The following is a 17,380-nucleotide window of genomic DNA, read 5'->3' on the forward strand; positions in this document are numbered from 1 at the left end:
TACAAATTAATTAAAGACGACTTATCTGAAAACTTACAACAAGTAAAAGCTATCCGAAGATAGCTTATTGTAAGAGTGTATGAAAAATATATTAGCTTAAGAACCTATTGGCCTAAGTATCTATCGACCCATCTGAGTCGTCGTCATTTGCCAGATTTCAGCCAAAGGCGTATTCGTTTGGCTGATTTTGGCCATCAAGCTTGCTCCAAGCCAGGCAAAATACCAGCGCTTGGCCATACTCTCAGCTGAGATATTATCTAGACGAGGCACTGAGCCATCTATCCATCCAGCCTTGATCTGCTCGGTAAGCCAAAGGGTAGTTTGCTGATAGCCCGTGTCGAGTGCTTTGCGCATCGTCTCTGACATATCAGCGACTTCTGCACTTAGCTTGACCACCAAGCATCTCTCGTGGTCGCAGCCATTCTGCTGTGTGTCGTACCAATTTTGAAAGTAGTCATACAGTTTTTGCTGAGCGGTAACGTTCTGAGCATCGATAATATCTAAGCGCGCTTTGTATAGGCTAAAATAGTGACCGATAATAGCTTCACCGAACGCTTCTTTAGAAGCGAAATAATGATAGAAAGATCCTTTAGGCACACCTGCTGTGTCCAAAATTTGCTTTAAGCCAACAGCTGTAAAGCCTTTCTTAGCTATCAATTGGTAGCCAGTAGTCAGTAAGTGCGCCTTGGTATCTGGTGTTGTAGTCGTGTCTATAACAGTAGACATAGATAGGATAGTCTCCCTTGATAGTAGTACAAATAGAGTAGTCAGGCTTCATTGAGCGTCATATTGTCGGCATATTCTAATAATATTTAGCTGTAGTGGTTACGTTTCATCAACAATATTTACTGACAAAGTTGTCTTGTTTTATTAAGAGCTATGGTAGCATTAGACCAGTCGTCTAGCAAGGTGGCTTTTATTCTTACCAGTCACCAAACAGATAGCCCATTGCTAATACACTATTTTAGATATTGAAGATAAATGTGTCACATAACAAAGTAAAATAAGGATTATTATGTCAACGAACGATACCAGTGCCTACAATGACTTTCATTTGCAATTCATCGCAGGTGAATGGCAAAAAGGTAAAGATGATAGCATTAATACCAATACAAATCCCTATAACGGCGATACGCTCGTAGAGATTCAGCAAGCGACCAAAGATCAGCTGAACGAAGCGTATGATGCTGCAACCCAAGCTCAAGAAGCGTGGGCTGCGCAGATGCCAGCAGAGCGTTCTGCTGTACTGTATAAAGTGGTCAACATATTAGATCAACGCCAAGAAGAAATCGTCGATTGGTTGATCAAAGAGTCAGGTAGTACTCGTATCAAAGCGATGGTTGAGTTCGGTGCTACACGTGCAATTACGCTTGAGGCCGCGACTTTCCCTAATCGTGTCCATGGCGAGATTCGTCCATCGAACACGCCTGGTAAAGAAAACTTCATTTACCGTGAGCCTATCGGTATCGTTGCGGTTATTAGCCCATGGAATTTCCCACTACATTTGACCCAGCGTTCGATTGCACCAGCCTTGGCATTGGGTAACGCTGTCGTATTAAAGCCTGCTAGTGACACGCCAGTGACAGGTGGTCTATTACTTGCAAAAGTGTTTGAAGAAGCAGGTCTGCCAAAAGGCTTATTAAACGTTGTCGTTGGTTCAGGTAGCGAGATAGGGGATGCCATCGTTGAGCACAAAGCGCCAAGCCTAGTGTCATTCACAGGGTCGACATCAGTAGGTAAACATATCGGTGAGCTGGCCAATGGCGGTGAGTACATCAAGCAAGTCGCGCTTGAACTGGGTGGTAACAGCCCGTTTGTTGTATTAAAAGATGCGGATATAGAGCAAGCTGTTAAAGCGGCTGCCTTTGGTAAATTCTTGCACCAAGGTCAAATCTGTATTGCGATTAATAGAGTGATTGTAGAAGACGAAATATATGATGACTTTGTAGAGCGGTTCTTGGCTCATGTTAAAACATTAAATGTAGGCGATCCAAACAAGCCAGACACTGCTGTCGGTCCAATCATCAATGAGAAACAACTCAAATCACTTAAGGATAAAATCGATCAAGCACAAGAAGAAGGCGCTAAAATGGCATTGAGTGGTGAGATTAAAGGTCAAGTCGTACCGCCGCATGTCTTTACCGAAGTCACGCGAGAGATGGACTTGTCATGTAATGAAGTGTTTGGTCCATTAGTAGGTATCATCCGTGCCAAGGATGAAGAAGATGCGTTGTCGATCGCCAATGATTCTATGTATGGATTGTCTAGTGCGGTATTCACAGCCGATATGCAAAAGGGTCTGCGCTTCGCTCGCGGTATTCGAGCGGGTATGACTCATATCAACGATATCTCAGTCAATGATGAAAGCAATACACCATTCGGGGGTGAGAAAAACTCAGGTATCGGTCGCTTTAACGGCGAGTGGGTGCTTGAAGAGTTCACTAGAACGCATTGGATCTCAATGCAAAATGAACCACGTCAGTATCCATTCTAGTAGCCTTATACTAAAATGACTGGTAACAAAAAAGACCGCTTTGATAGCGGTCTTTTTTTATGGCTTTCAGCAATCAACTGAGAACAATACATGTGAGAGCCAGCTCGGGCGTACCACGATTTTTAAAATGAGGATATGCCTTAGTCATTTATCTAGCATGAAAGCCTAATAATCCCTCAATCTCTTCGATAGTCATACGTCTCACCAGTGCTTGCTCTTCTACTGACAAACGATTGGTATGCTCCTTTATCATGGTATGAATACTCCGTGATATCTCAGAGGTTGTAGCGTAATACATTTGAGGCTGATCTTTCGTCAGTTTCATCAAAAACCGATTGATAAGTTTGCGTTTTTCGTCTGATTTATTCTCTTCAGCTGTATTTTCTTTAGTCATTGTATTCTCCTAGAGGTAAGTTATTTAAGCAGCCAAGCTCTTGAGAGTCAATGGTTATAGTGATATTTAGGGTATGACATCTTGTCTAATCAACATCTGATATATGCTAAGTAGAATCACTATATTGTCTCACTGTTTGATGCTAACAAAAGATAGTGGATTTATATCATTACTTCAAAAAATATGTCGCCTATTTGTTTCTATGTTTGCTTGCTTCATATCTACTTGCTTCTCTGATTTGACCATGTCTATAGCGTGCTCACTTGCCTTTTTTATACTTAAGTTACATTGAACTGTCTATGCAAGCTACTCTAAAATCTTAAACATCATAATTAAAATATATAGCACGAGGTTTAGGTATGTCACATCAGCCATCTGATAAAAATGTCACATTGGTCTTATTTCATAATGATTTGCGAGTAGCGGACAATGCGACATTGTCGACAGCAGCTAACCTATCTAGCAATGGAAAATTACTGCTTGTCTATGCATCATCATTGGCTGAGGGGTTGAATGATATCAACAGTGACCCCGCTTATCATTATGACACTATGGGTAGTGCTCGCGAGCAGTTTTTGCAAGAAAGCTTGGCTGATTTGAATGCCTCACTGACGCAGCTTGGTAATAGACTGCTGTATCTAAAAAAAGACGCTACAGTGCCAGACACGCTTACTCAGTTGCATGAACTGATTGAAGTGCAACAAGTAACGGATATCTGTGTCAGTAAAACCTCTGATTATTATCAGAACCAAGTATATGCTTTACTACAGGATAAACACCCGCAAATACGCTGGCATGTCCAGACAACGGCCATGTTATTTGATGAGTTACCGCTAGAGCAGTTACCCAAGAGCTTTACCCAATTTCGTAAGAAAATTGAAAATGATCATGATTTATTGCATACCGAAGAAGATGCGATCATTTGTCCAACGCCAGAGTCACTGGCGCCAATGCCTGAGAGTATGGCTGACAAGAGTGAGTGTTTTTGTGACGCGCATCAATGCGACTTGCAAGAGGTCGATAGTTTTAGAGGCGGGGAGTCAAACGGTCTCAAACATTTGGAGCGTTATTTTGATTCTGAGGCACCAAGTACGTATAAGACCACGCGAAATGCGCTTGATAACTGGACACAGTCTACCAAACTCTCTGCGTGGCTTGCCAATGGTTCACTGTCTGTAAATACGGTATTAAATCGTCTGCGCCGTTATGAGCGTGACATTATTGCTAATGGCTCTACCTATTGGATATGGTTTGAGCTGCTGTGGCGCGAGTATTTCTATTGGTACGCGATAACGCTTAAGCAAAAGCTATTTTGGTTCACAGGTATCGGTCAGCACATGCCAGCAACTCAGCTAGATGAAGAACGTCTATTACAATGGACGCGGGGTCAAACGCCATATCCGATCGTTAATGCGTGCATGAATCAGTTGAACACCACTGGATATATGTCAAACCGCGGACGGCAACTGGTCGCAAGCTGTTTTATCCATGAGCTGGGGCTTGACTGGCGTTACGGGGCAGCTTACTTTGAGCAACACCTCATTGATTATGATGTTGGCAGCAATTGGGGCAACTGGCAGTATTTGGCAGGTGTGGGTGCTGATCCAAGAGGATCTCGACAGTTCAACCTTAAAAAGCAAACCCAGCAATACGATCCAGAGGGTGCGTTTATTCGCCAATGGCAAGGCAATATTAAAAAGAGCGATGAATAATTGCTAAACATTGCGGATGTGCAGGCTACAGCTTTGAATAGACTAACCATACCATCAAAATAGGTTTAGACCATGAAAAAACCAAGTCCTTATCTCACTTTTGCAGGTGCTATACCCTTTATCGCCTGCGCGCTTTTACTGGCTATAGATAGTGATACGATACTGGTATTGGGCAAGACGACTGAGGTGCTGAGTATATATGGCTTGGTGATTGCCTCGTTTATGGCAGGCGCGCATTGGGGTAATCATCTGAGTTTAGCTGATAATGATAGATGGGCTGTTAAATTGCCCTTTTTAAGCAATATGATAGCGCTTGTCTTATGGTTCGGGTTTTTAATACTATCTACGGTCAGTTTTATTTGGTTACTAGCAGCTAGTTTTGCCAGTATGTGGCTGATTGATTATGGTCTCAATCAAGCGCGTATCATTACTCAGAATTATTTTAAAGTGAGAACCTATGTCACAGGAATAGTAATAGTGTCTCTAATCGTAGCCGCTCTGCAGCTATAAGTTATGCAATATAGTACTAAAATATTCACTCTACGATTAAGTATATGGTTGTTCTAGCTTATGGTTGATTTAGCATATAGTTGTTCTAACATATGACTATCACTAGATATAATGGTTAGGTGCAACCAGTATTATTGAGCAAGATATTCAAAGGAGGCTACCAATATGGTAGCCTCCTTTGTATTGATAAAATCTATGTACACAGACTACGTTCGTCGATACACAAGTCTAGGCTGTTTCTAACTTGGGTCGAGCCTTTTTGATGGCTTTGACCAATGCTTTTTCAAATCCACCTTCTTTAAATTGTACAAGGTAGGAATGTGCCGCACAGAAATTACGAACGTCGCGCCATTCATGTGCCAGCGCTTCTGCCCAGTCACAATAATGCTTGCCAGCATTTGGCTCATTTTTCAGAGCTTTTTTGGTGGTGGGGTGCAGTATAAGCTCAGGTAAGACAGCCTCTAGTAGCTTCATTGGTGGACTCATAAATGTATCGTCAACATGCAAGCTTTGGCTGGCAGGATGATAGGCCAGTAGCGATCCTGCGTGAATCATCTCGTTTGACGATATATAAGCGATACCTTCTGACATTGAAAACTTGAGCTCTGGATAGCGTTCGGCGACCGCGTCACTTTCTACCAGATCATCTGCCCAACTCACTTCTGGCACTTTTTTGCGGTGACGGCTACTGCCATAAAATATTGCTTGCGGAAAGTCTTTTGCCATTTGGGCGCAATGCACCGTATGGAACGGGTGGACATTGAGGACGGCTTCGACATCTTGTCCATTGTTGGTCAGCGCCATGACTTCGTCTCGAACATCACCTGTTAAGGCGTAGCTGTCTAAAAATATAAAGCGTCCTGAAGACAGTTTGACAAGTGAGCAATGGGTACCAATGTTCACCACACCGCCAATACGGAATGACCCGCGTATGTTCCAAAATCCTGCCCCTAAATCATGAATTTGTTCTGACATTTATAATTCTCCTTATTCAATATGTTGACTCAAAAAATCACAATGATTTTCAATTTTTGTTCTTTAGATTTTACCGTAATCGTTTATAGACATAGCAGATTATAAAAATTCTAACTTCTAAAAATTATGCTTTTAGATATTGTACCTTTCAAACATAGACGTCTTTAGCATCATTGATTCTCAAGCTCATGGCGAGTGTTATCAATGACTGACAAGAGCGCTGCTTCAAATTGACCTTCCTCAAATACCATCAGTCCTGAGTGTGCGCCGCAAAAATGACGAACATTACGCCACTCGTGTGCCAGATCTACTGCCCAATCGCAATAGTGCTTGCCCGCGTTTGGTTCTTCTTTGAGTGCTTTTTTGGTAGTGGGATGCAAGCCAAGATTGGGCTGTACTGTATTGAATAGCTTTGACGGTGGGATTTCAAAAGTATCGTCGACATAGATGCTCTGGCTAGCAGGATGATATACCAGCAATGAGCTTGCATGAACGTTTTCATTAGGCGCAATATAATGAATACCTTTAGGTATGGAAAATTGAAGCTCAGGATAACGCTCAGCGACTGCGTCGCTTTCTACCAAATCATCTGCCCAGCTAACCTCAGGGACTTGTTGCGGATGTCTGTTACTCCCATAAAATGTCGCTTGCGGGAAATCTTGTGCCATTTGGGCACAGTGTACCGTATGAAATGGATGGACGTTGAGGACGGCTTCGACATCTCTACCTTCATTGGTCAGTGCCATGACTTGTTGACGTACATCGCCCGTTAACGTGTAACTATCCAGAAAAATAAATCGTCCTGATGGTCGCTTTATTAGAGCACATTGGACACCAATATCGATAATGCCATTTTTTATAAATGATCCTCGAATACTCCAAAACCCTGCACCTAAATCATAAATTTCATCATTCATCGTTGTGCTCCTTTACTGTTCATTTGTTCAATCATTTTACTTATTTATATATAACACTATGCGATTATTGATGGTTTGGTAAATAATGTCTGTACGAGAAAAGATATAAGCAATGTAGATGTGTAAAAATAAAACAGAGTTGTTATCCAAATGTCATCTCAGCAAACGAAAACTGCCCATCAGTCTACAATCAGCGATTGTAGCTGTTGTCTGATAGCTAAAAGTTACTGTTGTAGTTATTGAGCTTGTTGCAAAAACCATCTCTCACTTTCAATCAGTAAATAGAGTTTTATCTAATAAGGGCAAGCGTCTCCATAACGATCTAAACCTAACTTTTTAATCTAAGTCAAGAGCACTATCAATTGCCAATAACACATTTAAACCTGAGTATATTAATTGATGTGCTAACATGCCTCTCTTATCACTATGATAGCTATTTATCCTCTACGGCTTCATGTCTATGCTATAGCTATAAAAAGTCGATGTCATAAATTCGCGTTATATTTTCCTACCATTTAAGCTAATGACACGCTCGATCTACTGTCATAGCATAACCAATATAGTCAGCTCTCTTGTGAATAATCCTACAGATAAACCCCAAAGCATTGCCACAAAACCATCGCCTTCATCCAGTCATTCAGTGTCGTGGGTTTTGAAGCTTACGATTGGTTTGATAGGTATGTTCGCTTTTTTACAGATATATTCTATCCAAGCGGTACTCCCCGTCATGATGGTGGATTTTGCTGCGACTGAAGTACAAGCTGGCATGATCGTTGGTGCTACGGTCATGGCAATTGCTATCATGTCACCGTTTTTGGGTATGCTCTCAGATGCCGTCGGCCGCAAATCATTTGTGGTTGGTGCGTTGCTATTCTTAGCCATACCGACATTCTTGATCGCCCAAAGCTCCAGCATCGGCTGGGTAGGTTTATGGCGTTTTATGCAGGGGCTGTCCGTACCAGGTATTACAGTGGTGACGATTGCCTATATTGGTGAGGAGTTCGAGGGACGCGCAGTAACCGAGCTGATGTCGTTTTATGTCTCAGGGTCAGTGTTCGGCGGTTTTATGGGCCGGTTTTTGCTAGGGCATTTGCATGAGTTGATCGGCTGGCGTCATGGTTACTATGTCATGACAGCGATAACGCTACTGGGTGCGGTATGGGTCGGTAAGATGCTGCCATCGTCTCGTCATTTTGTACCCAATCCCAACTTTCGCTCAGCGATACAAACACTAGGGGAGCACGTCACCAATCGCTACGTGGTCACCTCTTGTTTACTGGGTGCTTGCGTTTTATTTTCACTGGTCGGTTGTTTTACTTTTATTAATTTACATCTGACAGATGAGCCATATCAGCTGACGACTGGTGCACTTGCGAATATTTTTGCGGTGTACTTACTTGGGGTCATTATTACACCGTTGTCTACGTCACTATTACGTCGATTCGGTTCAGCGCGTACCGTACGAGTGGCGATTGTTATCTCGATGGTCGGGGTGTTGTTAACGTTGGTGACACCATTGTGGGGCGTAGTTATAGGACTTGCCATTATGTCATCTGGCGTGTTTATTACCCAGTCAGCGACCATCAGCTATATCGCTGTCAATGTTAAAAAAGGACGGTCACTGGCATCGGGTTTATATTATCTGGGTTACTACTCAGGCGGCACGCTCGGCGCGTGGTTGTGCGGTATGGCTTATGCACGCGGGCAGTGGTCTATGACCGTAGGGTTATTAGTCATCGTACAAATATTGGCATTGATAATAGCCAGCGTTGGGATGGTCAAAACCACGGTGCAGTCAAAGTAGCTGACTGATCTCTACATTATGTATTTGCCCATTATGCTACTTAATGTAAGCCCGCTTTACATGGCGCTGCTTTTTTTTTACTATCTATAACGATGCTATTAACCTAATAAGGTTGTCGTTCATTATAAAAACTCATTAAGAAATGAGAATGGTTGGGCAAAACATTCCACATGAGTATTTCTACTGCTTATCATTACTGTGTATAGTCAAAGGAATCTAAAATAGGTACAAGGCAGCCGACTGCAGATTGTACAAATAGTACGTCTAGGGAGGATAACGTCGTAGCTGTTTAGCAGTTCTCTGACTATATAACCTATAAATACAACAAACAAGGAAGTCAGATCTATGTCAAATATTTATCACAGCGCGCCATCTGCCTATGATTATCCATTACTGGTCAAGCAGCTACTGAACCGTGCAAAAACAGTATCGCAAGACCAAGAAATTATTTACGCGGACAAAAAGCGCCTCACATATAAAGATCTGTTTGAACGTATCAATCGATTGGCTAATGTATTGGCAAACCTAAATCTCGATGCAGGTGACGTGGTTGCTGTTATGGACTGGGACAGTCATCGCTATCTTGAGTCTTATTTTGCGGTACCGATGTCAGAGTACATCCTACAAACGGTCAATATCCGTCTCTCTCCAGAAAAAGTTCTGTACACAATCAACCATGCCAAGCCCAAAGTACTAATGCTCAACTCTGAGTTTGCGCCACTGGTCAAAGACTATCAGTTTGAAAACTCTAGTATCGAGCACATCATTTGGCTTGATGATAATGGAGTAACGGCTGAAGGTGTCTTTGGTGACAACCAAAGCCGTGTCACAGGCGAGTATGAAGCCCTACTAGACGCTGCTAACAGGGAGTTTAATTTCCCAGATTTTGATGAAAATACTATCGCGACGACTTTTTATACCTCTGGTACGACAGGGGACCCAAAAGGGGTTTTCTTTAGTCATCGCCAATTGGTATTACATAGCCTAGCAGAGGCCGCCACTCTAGGTATGCTACCCAACAAACAAGGTGTCAGCTACGGTGACGTCTATATGCCGATGACACCGATGTTCCACGTCCATGCATGGGGTTTCCCATTTACAGCGACGATGGTCGGTCTAAAGCAAGTCTATCCAGGGCGTTATGCGCCTGATACATTGATGGACTTAATCATCAACGAAAAAGTCAGCATCACTCACTGCGTCCCTACCATCCTGCAAATGGTACTTAAAGAAGCCCAAGATCGTGATGTTAGCTTCAATGGTCTAAAAATGATCATTGGTGGTTCAAGGTTGACTGAAGGGTTGGCAAAAACAGCAATGTCTCAGGGTATCGAAGTCTATACAGGCTACGGCATGTCAGAAACCGCGCCACTTATCAGTTTGACTGAGTTTAGTCTTGATGAGCCTGAAATGAGCGAAGAAGAAGACATTGCTCGTCGCTGTATGACAGGTAAGCCTGTGCTTATGGTAGATGCTCAGGTCTGGGGTGAAGGCAATAAATCAGTTGGCAAAGGACAAGACAACACAGGTGAGCTGGTACTACGAGCGCCTTGGTTGACTCAAAGCTATCTCAAAAACGACGATGCTGGTAAAGAGTTGTGGGAAAGCGGCTATATGCACACTCAAGACATTGCCTACATACGTCCTGATGGTTATATTAAAATTACAGATCGCCTAAAAGATGTGATCAAGTCTGGTGGTGAGTGGATATCATCGCTTGAGATTGAGACGATTCTATCACTGCACCCTTCAGTAGCTGACGTGTCGGTGATAGGGGTGCGTGACGAGCAGTGGGGCGAACGTCCACTCGCATTGGTTGTCCTAAAGCCTACTGCCCAAGATACGAGCGCTGATGATATCAAAGCCATCGCAGAGAAAGCAGTAGAGCGCGGTATCATTCCTAAATATGGTGTACCAAGTCAGTTTAAGTTTGTAGATGAGCTGCCAAAAACATCAGTAGGTAAACATGACAAAAAGGTCATGCGTGAGATATATGCCAACCAGACACAGGTATAATCATATCTATCAGTTGAACATTCAACATTTGTATTTGTCAAAATGTAGTGCATGTCACATGCTTAATAGTTGACCTTTGCAATAGGCTCTGCTACATTTTAAACCGATACGTAATGTATCGGTTTTTTAATTCTGGCAAGGATGACCAGTACTTATTCAGACATTGTCTACTATAATCGTAACCGTGTAAGCCTCGTAGAGTCGGACGTGCAGATAGCGCTTCCAATGCGATGACGACTTGCTAGGGTTTCGATGATAAAATAACATTGCCTCATTTCTCGTTTATGCTAAGGACAGCTATTATGAGTGACCACGCCCAACACCCAGTCTCTACTCACACAGCAGACATGCCTACATTTGCTGATATCTATCACGACTCTATTATCGAACGAGAGGATTTCTGGGCGCAGCAAGCAAAGCGCATCTACTGGCACAAAGAGCCTGAGCAAATTCTCGATGACAGTAATCTACCGTTTGCAAAATGGTTTGTCGGCGGTGAGACCAATCTTTGTTATAACTGCGTAGATCGTCATCTGGCGGATCGTGCCGAGCAAGACGCGTTTGTCTGGGTATCATCAGAAATCAATCAAGAGTTGATAGAAACCTTTCCAGCAGTCGTTGATTCGTTTAAAGATCTGGGCAACAACGTCGAGTTTTATACAGACTATACCAAGCGTCGTCTGACGTATAATGACCTATATAAAGAAGTTAATTATTTTGCCGATGTGCTACAGCGCCATGGTATTGGTAAGGGTGATCGCGTCATCATCTATATGCCGATGATTCTAGAAGCGGCATATGCCATGCTGGCTTGTGCTCGTATTGGCGCAATACATTCAGTCGTTTTCGGTGGGTTTGCAGCCCATAACTTGGCTATCCGCATGGATGATGCTGAAGCAAAAATGGTCATTACGGTAGATGCAGGTCTGCGTGATGGCAAGGTTATTAATTATAAGAACCTTGTCAATCAGGGCGTCGAGCAAGCAACAACCAAGCCTGAGCATGTATTGGTGGTCAACCGCGGTATTTTACCGTTTGAGCCGAGAAATGTTGACGTCGATTATGCGACCGAACGACGTCACAGCTGCGAGGCGCATGCAGTTGTGGAGCCCGTCTGGCTTGAGTCAAACACACCGTCTTATCTGCTTTATACCTCTGGTACGACAGGTACTCCCAAAGGCGTACAGCGTGATACGGGCGGTCATGCGGTCGCACTGACTACTTCGATGGATTATGTCTATGATGGTAAGGCAGGTGAGACGTTTTGGGCAATATCGGATATTGGCTGGGCAGTTGGGCACTCTTATACAATTTATGCGCCACTGCTAGCAGGCATGACGAGTGTCATGTACGAGGGCCTACCACACTCACCGAATCCTGGTATTTGGTGGCGTATCGTTGAGGCCAACAAGGTCAATATTTTGTTTACAGCGCCCACGGGCGTGCGTATGCTCAAAAAACAAGACGAGAGCTGGATGACCCGCTATGATGTCTCTAGTGTCAAATCGTTCTTTTTAGCAGGTGAACCACTTGATGAGTCAACGGCCGGCTGGCTGACCCAGCATTTAGGCGTGCCAATCTTAGATCACTATTGGCAGACAGAGTCTGGTTGGCCCATCTTGAGTCACACACCAAAATTTGATCATAAACCGCATAAGCAAGGATCACCTGGCTATCCTATGTATGGTTACGAAGCGCAGGTGATCAATGAAGAGACTGGTGACCCCTGCAAAGCGGGAGAAAAAGGCTTGCTTGCAATCAAAGCGCCATTGCCGCCTGGTTGTCTGACTACGGTGTGGCGCAACGACGATCGTTTTATCAGTAGCTACTTTGGTTTGTTTGATGGGCAGCAGTATTCTACGTCAGACTATGCCGTGACAGATGAAGACGGTTACTTTTACATATTGGGTCGTACTGATGATGTGATCAACGTCGCAGGTCATCGGATAGGGACGCAAGAAATTGAAGAAGCCATCAGTATGCATCCAGATATGGCAGAGTGTGCAGTGGTTGGTATTCAGGATGAGTTAAAAGGAGAGCTACCCATTGCATTCTGTGTGCTAAAAGATCAGTCGCAAGTCGAAACGACCGAAAACCGCTTCCGTGTCGAGCAGCAAGTCATCGGTGCGGTGGTCAAATCTTTGGGCGGTATCGCAAGGCCAGCGGCTATTTATTTCCCGCAAGCACTGCCAAAGACGCGCTCTGGCAAAATCCTACGCCGATCTATTCGTGCATTGGCTGAAGACAAGCCTACAGGAGATATGTCGACCCTCGATAACCCAGCCGCTATCGATGCGATTAAGCAATCAATGAAAGACTATTAATCATAAACGATTAATAAGTTGCCTACTGCCTATCAAAATTAGACTAGGGCGTGTCCCTATTTTAGAAATGGTGATAAAAATGAGATAAATCGAAGGCAAACAAGGAAAATAGTGCATACAATATCGAGATATTGACCAGCTATTTGACGCCGTTTGTCAAAGGTTTAGCCATTTTTGGCACATTTAGTAATAAACGTTTGAATTAGGGGCACGCCTCAACCATTCAAAAGCTCATGAATCCTCATGGGCTTTTTTGTTTCTGCTGTTTTCTTATAGCAATCTGTTTACTTGTCGCATTTTGACAAAACAAACTTAATGAAAATGTTGATAAAGCGCTTGACCCTAAAATTGATTTATTGCTATAGTAAATAACGATACAAAATAAATCATTTTAAAATTTAGAATTTTAATGTTGTTTTATATATAAACGCTTATGGCGTTTCATTCACTAATGAATACTTAGGTGCCGTCATACGGTAGTCTCGCAAAAAAGATAAGGATATCTTATGCACCACGTTCAACAGCTCATCAACGGTCAGTTCACACAGTCAAACACCGATGAATGGATTGATATTACCGATCCTGCGACCCAAGAAGTCATCGCAAAAGTTCCGCAAACCACCAATGATGAGATCAATCAAGCCGTTGCAGCCGCCCAAACCGCGTTTGAGACATGGCGCAAAACACCAATCACCACGCGTGCTCGTATTTTCTTGACCTATCAAGCACTCATTCGTGAGCATATGGATGAGCTAGCAGAAATATTGACCGCAGAGCAGGGCAAGACGATTGCTGATGCACGCGGCGATGTGTTCCGCGGCTTAGAAGTGGTCGAGCATGCCGCTGGTATTGCCAATTTGCAAATCGGCGACTTTGTAGAAAACGTCGCATCAGGTGTTGATACTTATAGCATTTGGCAGCCGCTTGGCGTTTGCGCTGGTATCACGCCATTTAACTTTCCCGCGATGATTCCGTTATGGATGTTCCCAATGGCGATTGCCACGGGCAATACGTTTATTCTCAAACCGTCTGAGCAAGACCCGATGGTCACCATGCGTTTGGTTGAGCTAGCGATTGAAGCAGGCGTACCAGAAGGTGTGCTGAACGTGGTACATGGCGGCAAAGCAACTGTCGACGCCATCTGTGACCACCCAGATATCAAAGCTGTCTCTTTTGTAGGGTCTACTAGCGTTGGTAAACACGTCTATGAGCGTGCCAGCCAATCAGGTAAGCGCGCTCAGTGTATGATGGGTGCAAAAAACCATGGCGTTATCTTGCCTGATGCCAATAAAGAGCAAACGCTCAATCAGCTAGCAGGCGCGGCGTTCGGTGCTGCTGGTCAACGCTGTATGGCACTCTCAGTTGTCGTGTTAGTAGGTGCTGCTGGAGAGTGGATCGATGATATCAAAGCCAAGGCAGAAAACTTAATCGTTTCAGCTGGCAAAAATGACAAAGACTTAGGACCACTGATTTCACCTGCTGCAAAAGCGCGCGTCGAGCATTTGATCGGTACTGGGGTAGAAGAGGGTGCAGACTTAATTCTGGATGGTCGCGGCATTAGCGTTGAAGGATTTGAGAACGGTAACTTTGTTGGGCCAACTATCTTTGACAATGTCACAAGTGATATGCAAATTTATCAACAAGAAATATTTGGACCCGTACTTTGCATCATGCGCGCTGACAGCTTAGATGAAGCGATTGCACTACTGAATGCCAATCCACATGGTAACGGCACGGCGATATTCACCCAGTCAGGCGCTGCTGCACACAAATTCCAGCAAGACATTCAAGTCGGTCAAATCGGTATCAACTTACCGATTCCTGTGCCACTACCAATGTTCTCCTTCTCAGGCTCGCGTGCCAGCAAGCTGGGTGGTTTAGGCCCTTATGGTAAGCAGGCAGTGCAGTTCTATACTCAGACCAAAACCGTCACTGCACGTTGGTTCGATGATGAAGCGAGCCGCGGTGTCAATACAACGATTTCAATATAATAATCAATTGACTATATTTGCGGTATAACCTTGATGCCACTTGCGATACTATTGGTCGCAGTTTTATTATCGTTATACCGCTATCGTGCGGCGCGCACACCTTATCAGATGTCTCACTCGCACTTTATCAAGGGGTGCATCAAACAGACTTTTTATTTGATCTATAAGAACAAGGATAACCCTATGGATTTTGCATTGACCGATGATCAGATTGCCTTTCGCCAAACGGCCCGTCAGTTTGCGCAAAAAGAGCTCAAGCCAAACGCTGCTGAATGGGATCGCAACTCGCATTTCCCCATAGATGTCATCAAAAAATCTGGTGAGCTTGGGTTTTTGGGGCTGTATACCAATCCAGAATACGACGGTTTGGGATTGCCAAGGCTCGACTCCGCAATGGTATTTGAAGAGCTATCGTGGGGTGATACCTCTGTGGCAGCCTACATGAGTATCCATAATATGGCAGCATGGATGATTGGCGAGTATGGCAGCGATTCGCTATGCAAAAAATATTTGCCCGATATGGTCAGTGGCGAGTGGCTCGGTAGTTACTGCTTAACAGAGCCAAATGCAGGATCTGACGCAGCCTCACTACGTACCAAGGCTGAGCAGCAAGGTGAGTATTATGTACTGAACGGCGAAAAAACCTTTATCTCTGGCGCAGGCTCAACGGATGTATTGGTAGTCATGGCGCGCACTGGTGCGGCAGGTCCAAAAGGCATCTCAGCGTTCGTTGTAGATGCCAACAGCGATGGTATCGAATATGGCAAAAACGAGCATAAAATGGGCTGGAAAGCACAGCCGACGCGGACGATTAGTTTTAAAGATGTCAAAGTCCCAGTAGAGAATCTGATAGGGGAAGAAGGTCAGGGTTTTCGTATTGCGATGAAGGGACTGGATGGTGGTCGTATCAATATCGGTATCTGCGCTGTGGGTACGGCGCAATCTGCATTAGAAACAGCAACCAGTTACGTACAGGAACGTAGCCAGTTTGGCAGTCCAATTGCAAGCTTACAGTCCGTACAGTTTAAGCTTGCCGACATGCTGACCCAGACTATCGCTGCGCGTCAAATGCTCTATCTAGCGGCTGATAAAGTCGATAGTAATGATGGGCAAGCTTCTACCTACTGTGCAATGGCGAAGCGCCTCTCTACGGATCTATGTTTTGATGTTGCCAACACCGCCCTTCAATTACATGGCGGTTATGGCTATCTAAATGAATATCCGCTTGAGCGTCACGTGCGAGATTTACGCGTGCATCAAATATTAGAAGGTACCAATGAAATCATGCGAGTGATTATTTCGCGTCAGGTTCTACAAGACGAGGCGCTAAGCCAACTGCGCTAATAGGCTGTTATGGTTATTATTGTGACGATATCATACTTTTTCGCTTGACTAAAACAAGGATGTTTTATGACAGATTATACCAATCTAAACCTATCAATTGACGGTCATACTGCCACATTGACATTGAACAACCCCCCTGCGCATACGTGGACGATGGACAGTCTGGGTGCGCTCAAACAACTCATCACCGATCTCAATGCCAATGACAATATCTACGCGTTAATCGTGCATGGTGATGGCGAGAAGTTTTTTTCAGCCGGCGCAGATCTCAATAACTTCTCAGACGGTGATAAAGGCCGTGCGATAAGTATGGCGATTGCGTTTGGTGAGGCGTTTGAAGCATTGTCTGCTTATCGCGGTGTCAGCATTGCAGTGATCAACGGCTATGCGATGGGCGGTGGGCTTGAATGTGCGCTCGCGTGCGACATTCGTATTGCAGAAGCGCATGCACAGATGGCACTACCGGAGACGGGCGTAGGTCTACTGCCATGTGCAGGCGGCACACAAAACCTACCTTGGCTCGTCGGAGAGGGTTGGGCAAAGCGCATGATATTGTGCGGCGAACGCGTTGATGCAGAGACGGCATTACGTATTGGCTTGGTTGAGGAGGTCACTGAAACAGGTGCAGGACTACTAGCCGCTCAAGACTTGGCCAAAAAAGCCGCAAAGCAATCGCCTGTTGCTGTCAGTTATTCTAAAGGACTTATTCAAGCAGCCAGAGATACCCCGCCTGCCCAAAACCTTATTCATGAGCGCGAAGCTTTTGTGAAGTTGTTTGACACGCTGGATCAGCGCGAAGGTGTACAAGCATTCTTAGAAAAACGCAAACCCAGTTGGCAAAATAAATAAGCATTGCTTAAAATGCTTGGGTCATAATGTTTATGACATTATTTAATTTT

At 44.2% G+C, this 17,380-nt stretch carries 13 protein-coding genes; 9 read left to right on the top strand and 4 right to left on the bottom strand.

Annotated features, from left to right (window positions below; all coding sequences use genetic code 11):
* Positions 1 to 120: 120 nt before the first annotated feature.
* The gene (locus NJD71_RS08410; protein WP_319051522.1) at positions 121 to 726 is read right to left on the bottom strand and encodes a TetR/AcrR family transcriptional regulator; all 606 of its coding nucleotides are present in this window, start codon (positions 724 to 726) and stop codon (positions 121 to 123) included.
* 289 nt (positions 727 to 1,015) lie between these two features.
* Between NJD71_RS08410 and NJD71_RS08415 the strand changes: the two genes are divergently transcribed.
* The gene (locus tag NJD71_RS08415) at positions 1,016 to 2,494 is read left to right on the top strand and encodes an aldehyde dehydrogenase family protein (RefSeq protein WP_319051523.1); all 1,479 of its coding nucleotides are present in this window, start codon (positions 1,016 to 1,018) and stop codon (positions 2,492 to 2,494) included.
* Between the two features lie 148 nt (positions 2,495 to 2,642).
* On the opposite strand, the gene NJD71_RS08420 is transcribed toward NJD71_RS08415, so the two are convergent.
* A complete protein-coding gene (locus NJD71_RS08420) occupies positions 2,643 to 2,888 on the bottom strand; it encodes a hypothetical protein (RefSeq protein ID WP_319051524.1) in 246 nt (81 codons plus the stop codon).
* Between the two features lie 359 nt (positions 2,889 to 3,247).
* On the opposite strand from NJD71_RS08420, the gene NJD71_RS08425 reads away from it, so the two are divergent.
* Together NJD71_RS08425 and NJD71_RS08430 are read left to right on the top strand one after the other, a co-directional pair.
* A complete protein-coding gene (locus NJD71_RS08425) occupies positions 3,248 to 4,600 on the top strand; it encodes a DASH family cryptochrome (RefSeq protein WP_319051525.1) in 1,353 nt (450 codons plus the stop codon).
* Positions 4,601 to 4,672: 72 nt separating this feature from the next.
* The gene (locus NJD71_RS08430) at positions 4,673 to 5,110 is read left to right on the top strand and encodes a DUF3429 domain-containing protein (RefSeq protein WP_319051526.1); all 438 of its coding nucleotides are present in this window, start codon (positions 4,673 to 4,675) and stop codon (positions 5,108 to 5,110) included.
* A gap of 228 nt (positions 5,111 to 5,338) precedes the next feature.
* On the opposite strand, the gene NJD71_RS08435 is transcribed toward NJD71_RS08430, so the two are convergent.
* Positions 5,339 to 6,085, bottom strand: a complete 747-nt coding sequence (locus NJD71_RS08435; RefSeq protein WP_319051527.1) for a hypothetical protein — start codon at positions 6,083 to 6,085, stop codon at positions 5,339 to 5,341.
* Between the two features lie 170 nt (positions 6,086 to 6,255).
* Positions 6,256 to 7,002, bottom strand: a complete 747-nt coding sequence (locus NJD71_RS08440; RefSeq protein ID WP_319051528.1) for a hypothetical protein — start codon at positions 7,000 to 7,002, stop codon at positions 6,256 to 6,258.
* A gap of 574 nt (positions 7,003 to 7,576) precedes the next feature.
* Between NJD71_RS08440 and NJD71_RS08445 the strand changes: the two genes are divergently transcribed.
* The 6 genes from NJD71_RS08445 (at position 7,577) to NJD71_RS08470 (ending at position 17,330) form a co-directional block, all read left to right on the top strand.
* Positions 7,577 to 8,806 (top strand): MFS transporter, encoded by a 1,230-nt coding sequence (locus NJD71_RS08445; RefSeq protein WP_319051529.1) that lies wholly within the window; start codon positions 7,577 to 7,579, stop codon positions 8,804 to 8,806.
* A 345-nt stretch (positions 8,807 to 9,151) separates the two neighbouring features.
* Positions 9,152 to 10,822: a fatty acid--CoA ligase gene (locus NJD71_RS08450; protein ID WP_319051530.1), complete on the top strand. Its 1,671-nt coding sequence runs from the start codon at positions 9,152 to 9,154 to the stop codon at positions 10,820 to 10,822.
* 302 nt (positions 10,823 to 11,124) lie between these two features.
* Complete coding sequence (locus NJD71_RS08455; RefSeq protein WP_319051531.1) at positions 11,125 to 13,146, top strand: propionate--CoA ligase; 2,022 nt, start codon at positions 11,125 to 11,127, stop codon at positions 13,144 to 13,146.
* A 506-nt stretch (positions 13,147 to 13,652) separates the two neighbouring features.
* Complete coding sequence (locus NJD71_RS08460; protein ID WP_319051532.1) at positions 13,653 to 15,137, top strand: CoA-acylating methylmalonate-semialdehyde dehydrogenase; 1,485 nt, start codon at positions 13,653 to 13,655, stop codon at positions 15,135 to 15,137.
* A 183-nt stretch (positions 15,138 to 15,320) separates the two neighbouring features.
* Positions 15,321 to 16,481 carry an acyl-CoA dehydrogenase family protein gene (locus NJD71_RS08465; protein ID WP_319051533.1) on the top strand — a complete coding sequence of 387 codons (1,161 nt, stop codon included), beginning with the start codon at positions 15,321 to 15,323 and terminating at the stop codon, positions 16,479 to 16,481.
* Between the two features lie 66 nt (positions 16,482 to 16,547).
* Positions 16,548 to 17,330: an enoyl-CoA hydratase gene (locus tag NJD71_RS08470; RefSeq protein ID WP_319051534.1), complete on the top strand. Its 783-nt coding sequence runs from the start codon at positions 16,548 to 16,550 to the stop codon at positions 17,328 to 17,330.
* The last annotated feature ends 50 nt before the right edge of the window (positions 17,331 to 17,380 follow it).

The sequence above is a fragment of the Psychrobacter sp. PP-21 genome, from assembly GCF_033790785.1.
Lineage (GTDB): Bacteria > Pseudomonadota > Gammaproteobacteria > Pseudomonadales > Moraxellaceae > Psychrobacter.